The 14,098-nt window shown below is 61.8% G+C and carries 20 protein-coding genes; 4 read left to right on the top strand and 16 right to left on the bottom strand.

From position 1 onward, the window contains the following. Positions 1-93: 93 nt before the first annotated feature. The 4 genes from RPMA_RS13040 to RPMA_RS13025 are packed head-to-tail and all read left to right on the top strand — an operon-like array spanning position 94 to position 2,030. Positions 94-252, top strand: coding sequence for a DUF5993 family protein (locus tag RPMA_RS13040; protein WP_211913194.1), 159 nt, complete (start codon positions 94-96; stop codon positions 250-252). A 7-nt stretch (positions 253-259) separates the two neighbouring features. Next, entirely contained in the window at positions 260-811 is a 552-nt protein-coding gene (locus RPMA_RS13035; RefSeq protein ID WP_211913193.1) for a disulfide bond formation protein B, read from the top strand. A 10-nt stretch (positions 812-821) separates the two neighbouring features. After that, positions 822-1,496, top strand: coding sequence for an HD domain-containing protein (locus RPMA_RS13030; protein WP_211913192.1), 675 nt, complete (start codon positions 822-824; stop codon positions 1,494-1,496). Between the two features lie 42 nt (positions 1,497-1,538). Next, on the top strand, positions 1,539-2,030 hold the full coding sequence (locus RPMA_RS13025) for a peptide deformylase (protein WP_211913191.1): 492 nt from the start codon (positions 1,539-1,541) through the stop codon (positions 2,028-2,030). 9 nt (positions 2,031-2,039) lie between these two features. Here RPMA_RS13025 and RPMA_RS13020 read toward each other — a convergent pair whose 3' ends face one another. The 16 genes from RPMA_RS13020 to RPMA_RS12950 form a co-directional block, all read right to left on the bottom strand. Then, the gene (locus tag RPMA_RS13020) at positions 2,040-2,735 is read right to left on the bottom strand and encodes a DUF899 domain-containing protein (protein ID WP_211913190.1); all 696 of its coding nucleotides are present in this window, start codon (positions 2,733-2,735) and stop codon (positions 2,040-2,042) included. A gap of 32 nt (positions 2,736-2,767) precedes the next feature. After that, a complete protein-coding gene (locus RPMA_RS13015) occupies positions 2,768-3,298 on the bottom strand; it encodes an SRPBCC family protein (RefSeq protein ID WP_211913189.1) in 531 nt (176 codons plus the stop codon). After that, positions 3,295-3,663, bottom strand: coding sequence for an ArsR/SmtB family transcription factor (locus RPMA_RS13010; protein WP_211913638.1), 369 nt, complete (start codon positions 3,661-3,663; stop codon positions 3,295-3,297). Before RPMA_RS13010 ends, RPMA_RS13015 begins: the two co-directional genes overlap by 4 nt. An 81-nt stretch (positions 3,664-3,744) precedes the next feature. Beyond that, positions 3,745-4,356, bottom strand: a complete 612-nt coding sequence (locus RPMA_RS13005) for a YdeI/OmpD-associated family protein (protein WP_211913188.1) — start codon at positions 4,354-4,356, stop codon at positions 3,745-3,747. An 18-nt stretch (positions 4,357-4,374) separates the two neighbouring features. Then, positions 4,375-5,631 carry an ABC transporter substrate-binding protein gene (locus RPMA_RS13000; protein WP_211913187.1) on the bottom strand — a complete coding sequence of 419 codons (1,257 nt, stop codon included), beginning with the start codon at positions 5,629-5,631 and terminating at the stop codon, positions 4,375-4,377. A gap of 185 nt (positions 5,632-5,816) precedes the next feature. Then, on the bottom strand, positions 5,817-6,476 hold the full coding sequence (locus RPMA_RS12995; protein WP_211913186.1) for a TenA family protein: 660 nt from the start codon (positions 6,474-6,476) through the stop codon (positions 5,817-5,819). A 70-nt stretch (positions 6,477-6,546) separates the two neighbouring features. Further along, entirely contained in the window at positions 6,547-7,650 is a 1,104-nt protein-coding gene (locus RPMA_RS12990) for a ComEC/Rec2 family competence protein (protein ID WP_211913185.1), read from the bottom strand. Between the two features lie 17 nt (positions 7,651-7,667). Further along, positions 7,668-8,243, bottom strand: a complete 576-nt coding sequence (locus RPMA_RS12985; RefSeq protein ID WP_211913184.1) for a ComEC/Rec2 family competence protein — start codon at positions 8,241-8,243, stop codon at positions 7,668-7,670. 8 nt (positions 8,244-8,251) lie between these two features. Beyond that, positions 8,252-10,135 (bottom strand): gluzincin family metallopeptidase, encoded by a 1,884-nt coding sequence (locus RPMA_RS12980; protein WP_211913183.1) that lies wholly within the window; start codon positions 10,133-10,135, stop codon positions 8,252-8,254. 202 nt (positions 10,136-10,337) lie between these two features. Continuing rightward, the gene (locus RPMA_RS12975) at positions 10,338-10,682 is read right to left on the bottom strand and encodes a Lin0512 family protein (protein ID WP_211913182.1); all 345 of its coding nucleotides are present in this window, start codon (positions 10,680-10,682) and stop codon (positions 10,338-10,340) included. Positions 10,683-10,700: 18 nt separating this feature from the next. Beyond that, positions 10,701-11,192, bottom strand: coding sequence for a DUF3016 domain-containing protein (locus tag RPMA_RS12970; protein ID WP_249225655.1), 492 nt, complete (start codon positions 11,190-11,192; stop codon positions 10,701-10,703). A gap of 95 nt (positions 11,193-11,287) precedes the next feature. Then, on the bottom strand, positions 11,288-11,941 hold the full coding sequence (locus tag RPMA_RS12965; RefSeq protein WP_211913181.1) for a hypothetical protein: 654 nt from the start codon (positions 11,939-11,941) through the stop codon (positions 11,288-11,290). A 96-nt stretch (positions 11,942-12,037) separates the two neighbouring features. Continuing rightward, complete coding sequence (locus RPMA_RS12960) at positions 12,038-13,294, bottom strand: serine hydrolase domain-containing protein (RefSeq protein ID WP_211913180.1); 1,257 nt, start codon at positions 13,292-13,294, stop codon at positions 12,038-12,040. A gap of 109 nt (positions 13,295-13,403) precedes the next feature. Further along, complete coding sequence (locus RPMA_RS28255) at positions 13,404-13,526, bottom strand: PIN domain-containing protein (protein WP_256438245.1); 123 nt, start codon at positions 13,524-13,526, stop codon at positions 13,404-13,406. Between the two features lie 80 nt (positions 13,527-13,606). Further along, positions 13,607-13,753: a PIN domain-containing protein gene (locus tag RPMA_RS28560; RefSeq protein ID WP_408056549.1), complete on the bottom strand. Its 147-nt coding sequence runs from the start codon at positions 13,751-13,753 to the stop codon at positions 13,607-13,609. A 25-nt stretch (positions 13,754-13,778) separates the two neighbouring features. Further along, positions 13,779-14,054, bottom strand: coding sequence for an AbrB/MazE/SpoVT family DNA-binding domain-containing protein (locus tag RPMA_RS12950; protein WP_211913178.1), 276 nt, complete (start codon positions 14,052-14,054; stop codon positions 13,779-13,781). Between the last annotated feature and the right edge of the window lie 44 nt (positions 14,055-14,098).

The following is a 14,098-nucleotide window of genomic DNA, read 5'->3' as shown; positions in this document are numbered from 1 at the left end:
TCTGATGGAGCGCCGCTATGCGCAAGACCGAAGAGAAGCGGTCCACTGCCGAATCTGGCATAGAGCGGATCTCGTCTCGCACCGGATGCCATCATGGAATTCACGGCCCTCTTTCTCACCATCACCGTCACCATGCTGGTCGCATGGTGGGGCCCGAGGCCGCTCGCGCTGTCGCTATTTGCCGTGGTGCTGATCGCCTGCATCGCGACGTTCATGCACCACGCTACCGACACGTTGAAACTGTCGTTCTGAGGCGGCCATGACACCCGATCGCGCCATCACCCTGAACGTCATTTCGCTCTACGCGCTCGCCGGCGTGCTCGCGACCGCCTTCGGCGCGCAGTTCATGCTGGGGGAGTTGCCCTGCCCGCTCTGCCTGCTGCAGCGGATCATGTTCGCGCTGCTGGCCATCGGCCCGATCCTCAATATCCGCTACGGCCCGCGCCCGAGCCATTATGCATTGTCGCTGCTGGCCGCGATCGTCGGCGCCGTGGTCTCGACCCGGCAGGTGCTGCTGCACATCCTGCCCGGCGATACCGGCTATGGCACCGCGCTGTTCGGCTATCACTTCTACACGCTGGCCCTGATCGCCTTTATCGCCGCCATCGCACTGATCTCGCTGGTGCTGCTGTTCGACAGTCAATTCGTGACGCCGCCGGATTCGGTCGCGGCAGGCGCATTCGTGACCATCGCCATTGTCCTCATCATCGCCTTGACTGCGGGCAACTTTGCATCCGCTTTGCTCGAATGCGGCTTCAAGGCTTGCGCCGACGATCCCATCGCGTATGAGCTAATGAAGCGGCGCATGTAACGAGACCGGAATGACCATGACAGGCATCACAGTCGCTTTCGCACCGTTCGAAACGCTGGCTTCCGCACTTCTGCAGCACATCAAGACCGACGACGGCTCGCATGACGTCGCGCACTTGGCGCGCGTCTGGTCCAATGCCCGCAGCATCCAGGCCGTCGAAGGCGGCGACCTCGAAATCCTGGCGGCCGCGACACTGCTGCATGATTGCGTCGCGGTCGAGAAGAACTCGCCGTTGCGCGCGCAGGCCTCCCGCCTCGCCGCCGAACATGCGGTGACGCTGCTGGCGCCATTCGGCTGGGCGAATGACCGGCTGGAACGCATCGGGCATGCGATCACGGCGCATAGTTTCTCTGCCAAAATCACGCCCGAGACGATCGAAGCGAAGATCCTGCAGGATGCCGACCGGCTGGATGCCATCGGCGCCATCGGCATCGCGCGCTGTTTCTACACCGCGGGACGGATGCAATCTTTTCTCTACGATGCCGAAGACCCGGCCGCGCGTCACCGCGCACTGGACGACCGCGCCTTCGCCATCGATCATTTGCCGGCCAAGCTGCTGACCCTCGCGGACGGTTTCAACACCGCCGAAGGCAAGCGCATGGCGCAGCAGCGCCACGCGCGGACCGACGCGTTTCTTGCCGCTTTCATGAGCGAAGTCGGCGCGGTTGATCCGACCGCTGGTTAGCTGCTAACGCGCGGATGTCGTGTCATCTGCGATGGAACACCCATGACCATCCGCCCCCTCGTTCGCTATCCCGATCCACGCCTCGCGCTACCGGCCGCTGATGTCAGCGTGTTCGACGATGCGCTGCGCATTCTCGCCGAGGATCTCCGCGACACCATGCATGCCGCACCGGGCATCGGCATCACCGCGCCGCATGTCGGCGTTTTACTGCGCGTGGTCGTGCTCGATCTCGGCGATGATGCGAAGACCTACATCAATCCGGAAATGATCTGGACCTCGCCCGAGATGATCATGCATCAGGAAGGCAGCGTCTCGATGCCGGGCGTGAATGATGACATCCAGCGACACGCGCGCGTGCGGATCCGCTATCGGGATATCGACGGCACCACGCATGAAGAAGAATCCGACGGTCTGCGCGCCGTCTGCCATCAGCACGAGATCGATCAGCTGAATGGCATGTTCTGGATCCAGCGCCTCTCGCGCATCAAGCGCGAGCGGATCATCAAGCGTTTCGAGAAACTGTCGCGGCGCTGAGCCATCCGCTCAATACTGATCGTGCCGCCGGACCCATGACATCGTGAAATCGAGCCCGTCCTCGTCACGACCTTTCGGCACCATGTCGAGGAAGTGATAGGCGCCGTTCACTTCCTCGACGCCGCGGCCGAAGATCGAATAGGTGTGAAACACCTCGCCCGCATCATTCTTCGCGAACACGCTGATGCCGACCTGTTCCGACGTGGTGTTCGGCTGCACCTTGTAGTTCCAGAAGGTCTCGCCCTTCGCCAGATCCTCCGGCGGGAACGCGCCGTAATAGTCGATGCTGAAGGTGCTGCGATCCGACACCCAGGGAAAGCTCCAGCCGAGACGCTTGCGATAGGCCATTAGCCTGTCCAGCGGGGCGCGCGAGACTGCGGTGAAGGCGACATCACGATGTCTGAGATGGACCGGAATGCCGTTGAAATTGTCGGCCCAGAACGAGCAGGATTTGCAGCCCTCCTGCCAATCCGACCCGAACATGAAGTGATAGACGATGAGCTGCGAGCAGTCGCCGAACAGATCGGCCAGCACGCGCTCGCCGTCCGGCGTCTCGAACAGATAGGGCTTTGCGACACGCTCCCATGGCAGCGCCATGCGCCACCGCGTGAGTTCATCGCGCTGGCGGGTGAAGGCCTTTTCGGCCTCCATCAATTCGAGCCGCGCCTTCAGCCAGTCTGCGTGTGGGACAACAGTGTTCTGCATGATGACCTCCCTGATTTCCTTGAGCTGCGGGCTTACTCCGGCAGGCGCTTTCCATATTCCTCGTGCAAGCGCTGCCAGACATCCCAATAGGGCTTGGGCTCTTCGCCATTGAGACGCGCCACCAGCACATCGAGATGGGTGTGCCAACCGGCGCTGACCTTGAGCGTGTTGGCGCGATCGCTGATCCGTTTGTGGATCACGGTGAGCAGCACCTTGCTGCCTTGCGGGTTGAGTTCGAATGTCACTTCCCCGCGCGGTGCCCAGCTGAAGGTGATTTTTCGCGGCGGATCGACCTCGATGATCTCGCTCTGCATGCGATGTTCCGCCGCAAAACCATCCGGCCGCTTTGCTGGCGGATCGGACAGCTCGTCATTGCGCCAGACGAACTCGAACGGCGCGCCGACACGCATCTGCATGTCGCCGGAGGCCAGCCACTGTCTGCGCAGATCGCTGTCGGTGAGATAGGCCCAGACGCGCTCGATCGGCCCCGGCAGCAGGCGCTGGATGGTGAGTTCGGCGGGACCTGTGAAGGCGCCATAGGCCGATGGCGTGATGTCGTTCATCGCTTCTCTCCTGTTGTCGGCTTTTTGGATTTCGCTGCATCGTCGGCGTGCAACAATTGCTCGAGCGCATTGAGACGGTCGGTCCAGAACCGCTCGTAGAAGCCCAGCCACTCATGCGCGCTGGCCAGCGGCCCCGGCGCGAGCTGGCACCAGTGGGTGCGCCCGCGCACCTCGCGGCGGATCAGGCCGGCACTTTCCAGCGCCTTGATGTGTTTGGACGCCGCCGCCAGCGACATCTTGTGAGGCTCAGCGAGCTGGCCGACGGTTCGCTCGCCCATCACAAGTTCCCGCAGCATCTGCCGCCGCGTGGCATCGCCAAGGGCGTGAAAGACATTGTCGAGCTGAGGCGCGAGTAATTCAACCATGGAGTTGAATATAAAGGGGGCCGACCCAATAGTCAACCATCCGGTTGAGTATTCACGACATCCGGCTGTCAGTGCCCAAACCTATCTGGCCGTGTTCGATCGCTTCCCCTGCGGATGGATCGTCTCGCCCCTGGACAGCATCTCGACAAAAGCAGCAATACGTTTGCGACGCCCTGCCTCGGTCTTCAAATTGCTTACCCGAAACGACAGGGCGAACCGGTTCTGCGCACTGAGTTTCGCGAACATCGCCTTGGCCTTGGGCACGGCATCGATGGCGGCCTGTAGATCTGCCGGCATGTCCTTGTCCTTGACCGCATAGGCGCGGTCCCAACGGCCATCCGCCTTGGCCGCGTCCACATGGGTGAGACCATGTGCCGTCATGCGATCCTCTTCGATCAGGCGCGCGACATTCTCGACATTGATCTTGCTCCAGACGCTGCGCCTTCCACGCGGCGAATAGCGTTGCAGGAAGCTGGCCTCGTCCAGCCCCTTGCGGATGCCATCGATCCAGCCCCAACACAGCACGACATCAATGGCCTCCTTCGGAGTGATCGACGCGAGGCCGGATTTGACCTTATGAATCTTGATCCAGACCTCGTCATCTTTGTCGTGGTTCTTGCCGAGCCATTTGTAGAATGCGTCGGCCGTCTTGAACTCGCGCACCTTTGCAGGATCGACCTTGACCGGCGCCATCGTCTCCTCGCTTCCGTTCTATTTCTTCACCAGCGGGCAGCGCGACGTTTCGATCGGCTGGAATGCCTGCTCGCCGGAGACTGTGTCGAGCAGCTTGTAGACATCCCAACGCCCCTTGCTCTCCGACGGCTTCTTCACCTCGAACAGATACATGTCGTGCAGCATGCGCCCATCCTCGCGGATGCGGCCACCCTTCGCATACATGTCGTTGATCGGCATCTCCTTCATTTTCGCGATGACAGCCGCGGAGTCCGTCGTCCCCGCCGCCTTCACCGCCTTTAGGTAATGCGTGAGCGATGAATAGAGCCCGGCCTGCACCGAGGTCGGCGCGCGCTGGGTACGTTCGCGAAAACGCTTGGTGAAAGCGCGCGTCTCGTCATTGAGGTCCCAATACCAGGATTCGGTGACCAGAAGCCCCTGCCCGATATCGAGGCCGATACTGTCGATATCGGTGATGAAAGCCAGCAGCGGCGACAGGCGCTGTTGGCCGCCCTGGGTCAGGCCGAACTCGGTGGCCTGCTTGATGGCGGTGATGGCGTCGTTGCCCGCATTGGCAAGGCCGACGACTTTCGCCTTGGAGCTCTGTGCCTGCAGCAGGAAGGACGAGAAGTCCGACGTGTTAAGCGGATGCTTGACCGAGCCCATCACGTTGCCGCCGCTCTTCTGCACGACGGCTGCCGTGTCACGCTCCAGCTCCTGGCCGAAGGCATAATCGACCGCAAGGAAGAACCAGCTGTCGAGCCCCTTACGCACCGTTGCCAGCCCGGTGACATTCGCCTGCGAGAACGTGTCCCACGTATAGTGCACCGTATAGGGCGTGCAGGCTTCATTGGTGATGCGCATGGAGCCGGCGCTGTTGACGATGACGATCTTGTTGCGCGCTTTCGCGACTTCGATGATCGCAAGGCCGGTCGCAGACCCCGCAAAATCGACGATGGCCTCGACGCCCTGGTTCTCGATCATCTCGCGCGCCTGGCTGGCAGCGAGATCGGGCTTGTTGAGATGATCGACGAACACGGCCTGGATCTTGCGGCCGAGCACCTCGCCACCGAAATCCTCGATCGCCATTTTGGCAGCGACTTCGCTGCCCGGGCCCGACGTGTCGGCATAGACACCGGTCATGTCCATCAATGCGCCGAGCTTCAACGGCGGCTTGTCCTGCGCCGCGGCCACCGATGTCACGGCGGAGAGTGCAAGGCCTGCGATAGCAGCGATGATGTTGCGGGACTGTTGCGTACGCGCGGAGGCGCGAGCGAACCGGAGCGAGGTCGGCATAGGCGTGTCTCCCTGGACAATGCCTGGTTCGCTCGGTCTGTTTTCAATCAAGACGCGGCGCGCGTCAAACCGATCGACCAGATCTCATTGGCGACAAGGTTCGCACGACAACGCGTCGGGATCAACGCTCGCTGCATGCAGCGCGGCAGATACACATTTCAGCTCACGAAATTTCCGCGGCGGAGTCAGCGCGCATCCAGCCCCATCTGCCAGAAATCCGCCTCCAGCCTCGATGCCTGGCCAAACAGTTTGACGAGGTCGTCAAAGCGCCGCTCCGTCATCGCGCGCGCTGCGAGATCGTCGAGATGCCGGCGTGCCTTCACCGCGATGTCCTGATAGCCGGCGCCCGCATATTCGCCGATCCATTCGCGATAGGGATGATCGCCGAGCGCATCGACACCGCGGGGCGTCAGGTTGCGCCCGATCTCCGCATAGCCGATCACACACGGCGTCAGCGCCACATGCAAATCGAGCAGATCGCCGGCCGCGCCGCAATCGAGCACGAAACGCGTATAGGCCACCGTCGCCTGCAGCTCGGGCGCCGCCTCGATATCGGCCGGCGACAATCCCCAGCGGCCACACAGTTTGATGTGCAGTTCCATCTCACCGAGGATCGACGCCAGTCCGCCTTGCGCGATCTTCATGTCGTCAAGCGAGCGGCTCTTGTAAGTCGCGAGCGCATAAGCGCGCGCGAACTGGATCAGGAACAGATAGTCCTGCACCAGATAGGTCCGGAACGCCGTCTCCGGCAGCGTGCCGGCGCCGAGCTGGCGGACGAAGTCGTGATCCACATAAGACGACCAGTCGTCGGCGGCGGCAGCTTTGAGGCGGTCGAAAATATCCATCGGGTCTGTCTCGCTTGTTTCGCGCATCTTAACGCATACAAGCGTGGCAATTGAAAGCCGGTGCGACGCCCTACAAGGCTAGCGTCAGCTGCACCCACAGCGGATCGGCCGGCTTGAAAAGCGGCCCATAGCTCAACCCGAAGGCGGCCTTGTCGAATTTATCCTTTTCCGAGCGGACATCGCCATCGCCGCGGATCACCCTGTTGGCGGTGCGCTTTTTCAGCTGCACGTAGAGCGGATCATGAGGCATCCCCCAACCATCTGGCGTCCTGCTCGTCACCTGCTCTCGCGCGGTCCGTTCGACCACGGGCACCATTGCGCACAGATCGACATGCGTCATCAATTCGAGACCGAGCTTGCTCAGCGTCGCATTGTGGCTGGCATGATGCCCCACTTTGTAGAGGATGGTGCGTGCGAGAATGTCCTCGATCTTCAGCCGTCCCCGCCCGCCATCGCTCTCGGGATAGGTCTGCTTTCCCCACGACAACCAGTTGCCGACTTGCGCATCGCCGGGGAATAGCAGGACCCGCTTGTCGGAGAGCTCCAACGCCAGCGCCAGCGACGTGTTGTTGACGTCGCCATCGATCTTGAGCGCGAGATTTTCCGCGCTGCCGAGCCAGTCGGTATCGATCGATCGAACGAAACGCTGCCGGGCGCGATAGAGCTTGACGATGGAATCCTTCTTCATCTCAACGTCGTGCTTGCTCTTGCCCAGCTTGCCGTCATAGGCGCGTTGATACAGGGGCGTGAAAGGCTGCACGGCGACAAGCGTGTCACCACTGTGTTTGCCGTGAATGCCGGCAAGGCCCATCACCGTTTCGACATCTTCGCCGCGCGCCAGATACACTTCGCCTGCGTTCGGGGTTGGATTGAGCTTGCGCAGCAGATCGTCATGGTCGCGCGGCGGACCGAGCACATAGGCCCGGAACGCATCGTCGAGCCCCCAATGCACGGCTTCGCCCGGTCTGAGGAAGGACACATTGCCTGCGCCGGCACGCACCCGCAGCCATTCCAGGACGGCTTCGCAGCTCGCATTGCCCGGCAGCTTCTTGCCGCTGCCCGCAGCCGCCATCCCCTTCGCATCGGATCGATCGTCCTGGATATCGCCGTAGAACTGCAGCAGATTGGATACCGCCTGCATCTGGCTGGTCGCGGCGAACGCCTTGTTCTGCACCAGCGCAGTCAGTGCCGTCAGCGCCTTCTTCTTTTTGTTCCGGTATCCATTCGCAAAACCTTGTCGGCGCGGTCCTCTGTCCAGGCCATCCAGACCTTGCGGATCGTCAGGTCCTTGAACGCTTCGGCGGCATGGATGAAACCCGACAGATGATCGAAATGCTCATGCGTCGCGACCACGAGATCAAGTACGCCGCCGGTATCGCGCATGAAGTCGGCCACGCCGGCGACGATGCGTTCCTTGCCGCCTGCCGTAGACGGCTTCGCAGACGCCTTGCCGATACATTGCAGGACACCGCAATCGATCAGCATCCTGAAACTGCGATCGCCGATCGTGTGTTGCAGCAGAAAGAAATCGCCGAGCAGTCCGCGATACATCCGGACCGACACACTGCCTTGCCCCGTCTTGCCCGCAGTCTTTCCTACACTCTTGCTTCCGACGCGCTTGGCTTTCTTCGCCGATGTCTTTGCGGCAACGGTCTTGCGAATCCGCACGGAGACCGCAGACGCGGTCGTCGAACGTTTTTTGGCTGTTTGCGCGGCTGCTTTGGCGGGCTGGCGTTTGCGCGTTGCGCGCGTCGTCTGTTTTGCCATGGTCGCTCCTACTGGCCGCGATGCGTCATGGCGAACGGCTCGCGTTCGTCGTCATCAGCGTCCTGCAGATAGGTGAAGCCGAATCCATCTGGATGCGACAGCAGCTGCCGCTGTTCTTTGAGGCGCTCATCGTCAGTGATGGCCTTGCGGATCACATAGCGCAGACGTTTTTCCCTGAGGTCGATGATCAATGTCGCCCCGCCACGAAAGACGAAGTCGTGGTGGCCCCTCTGCCGCTTTCTGGTGTCGGCCGTTTTCTGTTGATCGGTATCGAAATAGCCGCGCCGCGCTTGCGTTACTTCGATCACGAGTTGCCGAAGGTCCTGGCCATCCGGCCCGGTCCGGCGCGTGGTTCGCACACTGTGCACCTCGACGCTGGGATAACCGTCTTCTGAAAAGATACTCCAGAGCTCCTTGTTCTCGCGGTGCATGAAATGGACGCCTAGCGCCTTCTCCCAAGCCAGATCGACTTTCACGCTGATGGGATCGGCGGAAACAAGCCACGTCTGCAGATTGGCGCAGTTCTTCTTGGATTGCGCATAGATCGCGTCGCGCTCATAAAGGGGGTCCGTATCGAGCTCGATATTCTCGAAATCGTCGAGACTCAACAAATCGCGGCCGAGCATCTGCTGCGGCGTCTCCCACAGCAAGTTCTCCGGCGACATCGACAGGCAGTCATCAACCAGGATGCCGCGGCGACGGAATGCTTCGGCGAAGGCAAGCCTGTAATTCATAGGATCGTTCGGCACGAGATCGTTGTCAGCCGTGATGATGCCGCGCAAAAATTCGCCGAACCGGACATCGACAGGCGGCAGGTAGTCGAGCGCACGGATGCACATCCGCAGCACCTGATCCGCCGTTCTAACCGCCTCTTTCGTCAGCCTTCCGGCCAGATCGGAATTCAGGCGCTTGCCATCGCCGCGCGTGACACCGCCGATGCGCAGCAGATCTTCGGTGCGCTTGCTGTAGATGGTCAGGAACGCATCGAACACCGCTGCAACGAGAATGGCGCCGCGATCATGGCATTCGGTGGTGCGCGCCAGTAAATCGGGATCGGGCCGGCTGCCGACATATTGACGCAACGAGTCACGCCCGGACGTCCCTGCCGCAAACTGGCTCGCCAGCCCGCTGAGCAGGCTCGCCTGATCCAGCGATCCACCTCTTTCCTGGATATGCGCGAACACCGCTTCGGTCAGCGTGAAGTGCGAGAACAGCGCCACGATGTCGGAAAAGGCCTCATGGAACGCGATGCTGTCGATGCTCGTCGACTCGGCATAACGGCGGTGCAGGCCATCGAGGATCGCGTGCGTCGTCTCATGCGCGACAATGTCGTGGGACAGCGCGGTGAAAATCCAGTTCGCGCCCGCCGATGCATGAGCGCTGCGGAAATATCCAAACAGGAGCGCACACTTCGTCATGCTGTAATAGGCATTTGCCTCGCGCATGGCATGCGGGTAAATGCGCAGCTTCTCCACGGGATCATATTTGCCGCGCCGCCTTTTGCCGGAGGCCTTGTTCTTCTGCGGCGCCCACAGCACCTTGCGGCCAAGCGCGCGTTCGAACATGCGAATGACCTTCATGGCCACCGCGAACACCATCTGCTGGTGGAATTGCGGATTACCTTCGGAAGGCGTCAGCCCGTCCTGCGCCAGCAGATAGGGCTCGTTGAGATCGACGCCTTCATAGAATTGGCGGCTGGCAGGATCGATATCGATCACTTCGAGATAGTCGTTGACCGGCCCCACGGTCACCGGCTCCTCCCATGCCTCCTCCCAGGGAAGCGAGATCGTGGCATAGGCATAACCAACGGAGCCCAGTGTACTCGCTGTCTGCGGATCGAAGGCATAGACCCGGAGGCGCCGCGCCGGCGGCCGCGGATAGCGCCCCGTCATGACAGTTCATCAGAACGTCGCGACGCGGCTCGCGCATGCGCCCGATCATCGCAGAACCACCAAGCCTGCATCATGGACCGCCCTCCCCCTGGCGATCCAGAATTGCATCAGCAATACCTATCTGCAACCATAGATTTACAAACGATAGGCAAAGCCCGTGCTGGGCGCCGACATTCGAAGGTGCCGGCGCGTTGCGCCGCGCTCACGCGTCCTGTTCGAGGCTCACCACCACCGCGGCATTGGCGATGATGATGGCGTCGCTGCCGCTCTCGGCCGGTACTTCGAGGCCACCCTGCACGGCCTTCACCGTTACGGTGCCGTAAGGCAGCTCCTTCGCCACCGCGTCGGTATCGACGGCATCGGGATTGGGCACGCCGATGGTGACATCGACGAACATGTCATGCGGCGTCTTGCCGACATAACGAAAGAAGCCGAGGCTGGAATGCCGGATCGCATCGGACACCGCGCGCTTCGCCGCCTTGGTGGCATCGCGGCCATGGACATCGACGCCCATGCCCATTTCAGTGATACAGCGCACGCGTGCCATCGATCGTCTCTCCAATTGTCAGGATCTATCACGCGGGAACATGCGCCGGAACCAGTCGTCGAGCAATGCCTTCTCGTAGACGAACCGGTCGCTGCCGAAACGACCGTTCATCTGGTAGTTCATGTCGGACAGCGTCTCTTCACCGCTGCGCGTGCGCCGGCCCTTTTCGGTCAGCACATAGCGGAGCTTGAACCGCGGCGGCGTGATGTCGCGCGTGATCCTGACATCGCCGAGACCGCCGCCGCGCCATGGCTCATAGGCGCCGGCGAGATCGATATCGAGAATGTCGATGGTGAGGTTCTGGCCTGGTGCGAGAAAACGGCCGCCGAGACGTTGCAGATAGGCCTTGATCTCGGCCAGCGTGCCTGGATCGGCGGAGCGAAAACCATTGGTGCCGGCATCGGTGAAGCGATCGGGATCGATGAAGCGCACGATGACGCCCGCCATCGCATGCGCCGGTATCGAGATTGCAACGATCAATGCCATCGCCAGGATCGCCCGCTTCGTCATCCCCTGACCTCCCGCCATTATCCCATCAAGGGCCATCCACGGGCATCAATGCGGCGACAGTCTGACGCGCGCAACGGTGGCGGCGTTACAATCGCTCAAGGCTGCGCGCGGGGCGCGATCGACATCGGCGCAGACTCCGCCGGCACCGGTGCAGCTGCAGCCGGCTCCTCGCCGTCCTGTGCGGCGCCTTCGGGGACGATGGAAACGGGCGCCGCGGGAGGGGCGCCGGCCGGAATGGATCCCGGCGGCGGCGCTGCAGGCGGCGGCGCGGATGCCGTGGAGGTCAACGGCTTGCACAGCATCATCGTCGCCGCGGTCGCGACCACCGATGCCATGCTTTGCAATTCGACCGACTGTTTGGGATCGCGCGCCACGGCAGCGGCCTCATCGCGCAGACGCGCATTGCAATCGCAGGTGGGCAGACGCCCCGACGGCGTGCAGGCATCGTGATGCATGCAGGCGACGTCGAGCGCGTCGATGGGCCCGCCGGGCCGCTGCCCGACACCGCAATAATTGCCGTGGATCAGCGTCAGCCCATTGGTGGTGGGATCGAGATTCTTCGGATCTCGCGGTGTCGGGATATAGACCCGCGCTGGCGGATTCACGGCAACGGGCGCTGCCGCCGCCGGCGCATCACGCAAGACCTCCTGCGCATGGCCCGATGTCACCACGACGCTATCAGCAGACACCAACAGCAGCGCGGCGCAGGCATAGCGCAGCCACAAAGCGAATTGCGAGGGCTTGGTCATTGTCGCACGATCCGGATCACGACCGACGGATTATCGGCCGCCAAGAAGACGCGCAACACGCCCAAAAGTTCCCCCGTCGGGTTCCCGCCCGCGGGCTCAACGGCCCGCCATCAGGTCCTTCGCTAGCGCCATATAGGCCGGCAGCGTGACCGGATCATTGGCGGCATTGCCGGCGACCGGATGCGACGCGTAGCGTGCGATCACCATCTCGGCCTTGGGATCGATATAGATGCCCTGCCCGTAGACGCCGCGCGCCATATAGGCGCCATGTTCGTTATGCGTCACCCACCATTGATTGCGATAGGAGCCGCCGGGCAGCGTGACGTAACCGGCGGGCTTGAATTTCTCCGGATCGGCGCCGCGCTCGATATCTTCCACCACCGAAGCTGGCACGATCTGGCGTCCGTTGAAACGGCCATGATTGCGCATGGTCTCGCCGAAACGCGCGAGATCGCGCAGCGTGGTCGAGAGACCACCGCCGCCGCTTTCGGTGCCGATGCGATCGACGTGGTAATGCGCGTCTTCTTCCGCGCCCATCGGCGCCCAGATACGCTCCGACAACAGATCCGACAATGTCTTTCCGCTGGCGCGGCGAATGATGAAGGCCAGCACATCCGTATTGACGGTCTTGTAGGCAAAGGCCTTGCCGTGTTCGCCCTGCTTCTCCTGCCGGCACAGCAACGCGAAGATATCGGTGGCGCCGTCATAGCCCGGCGGGATCGGCGCCATGCCATTGGCGCGGCGCAGGCTCCAAACGTCGGAATTCCGGTCCGCATAGACCTCGGTGTATTTCAGCCCGGTGGTCATATCCATGACCTCATGCACGCGGGCATCACCGAACGCGCTGGCCTTCAACTCCGGCACATAGTCGGTCACCGGCGCCTGCGGATCAATCTTGCCCTCGGCGATCAGCATGCCGGCCAGCGTGCCGGTGAACGACTTGGTCACCGACATCGCGATATGCGGCATGTGCGGCCTCAGCGCGCCGGCATAGCGCTCATGGATCAGCCTGCCCTTGTGCAGCACGACCATGCCATCCGCATAAGTCGCATCGAACATCTTTGCGAAAGTCATCGGACGCCCATCGAGCGTGGTCGATTGCGATCCGCCGATATCGCGCTCCGCACGCGGCAGCGCCGATGCGCCACCATCGCCGCGCCACACATTCACCGTCGGCACCAGCGAGCGCACATTGCTCCAGGCCCAGCGCAACTCGGGAAAGTTGCGGAAGCTATCGTCATGAAACTGAATGAGCTTGTCCTGCGCCGGCGGAAAGCCCTTCATCCAGCCGAGCGTATTGGGATCGGTCTCGGCGGCGGTGGCGGGCTGGGCGGGCACGGGGGCGTCGGACATGAAGGTGGCTCCGGAGATTGATGCCGAAGCGTATCAGGAGAGACCGCTCAGGACATCCCGCGCGGAGGAGTAGCGGCATTCATCCGCTGCATAACCGGGCGTATCTCGCTCAGAGCAGCTCGACAGGGACCGTTGATCGTCCCACAGCCAGCTTCGCCAGTTTGCGATCGAAGCTCAGAAATGCAGTGCATGAATTCGCTTTGGCGAGATGGATGGCATTGGCCAACTCCATTCCCTTCTCCGTCCAATCCAATGCCAACGCAAAAAGTCCGGGCTGCTCTGCGGTTACGCCTGTAAGCCCGGCGAGCGCCTTTAAGGCGACAACGATTTGTTCGGTGCATAACCATAGGCGCTACGCAGCACCCATTCAGTCTCCATCAACACAGTCAGGGATATGAAAACATCGCCTGCCTCGAACGCAGATCGTGCCTTCTTTGTCTGCTGCTTGTCATCGGCCACGATAAGCCGGACGACGACGTTCGTATCAACGGCGCGCACGACGTTTCGCTTCCGCACTTAAAGCAGCATCCATTTCTTCGAGCGACAAAGGCTTGCCTTTGTAACGAAGAATACCAACCACTTCGTCGATCGTGGTCGCAGGAAACAGTGGCGCAGCCTTGAGCAATACGCCTTCGGGCGTCTCCTCGACCGTGAGACGCGTACCCACCGGCCAATTTCGCTGATCGCGAATGGCCTTGGGCAGGATGACCTGCCCTTTCGTAGAGACAAGGGTCGTCAGATTCGCAGGTCGTGACGCCATGTGAACCTCATGGTAAAACGGAAGCAAGATATCACATCACCGCA

The organism is Tardiphaga alba, from assembly GCF_018279705.1.
Taxonomy (GTDB): domain Bacteria; phylum Pseudomonadota; class Alphaproteobacteria; order Rhizobiales; family Xanthobacteraceae; genus Tardiphaga; species Tardiphaga alba.
Note: the sequence above shows the minus strand (reverse complement) of the source record. Positions and strands in the feature narration are given on the sequence as shown.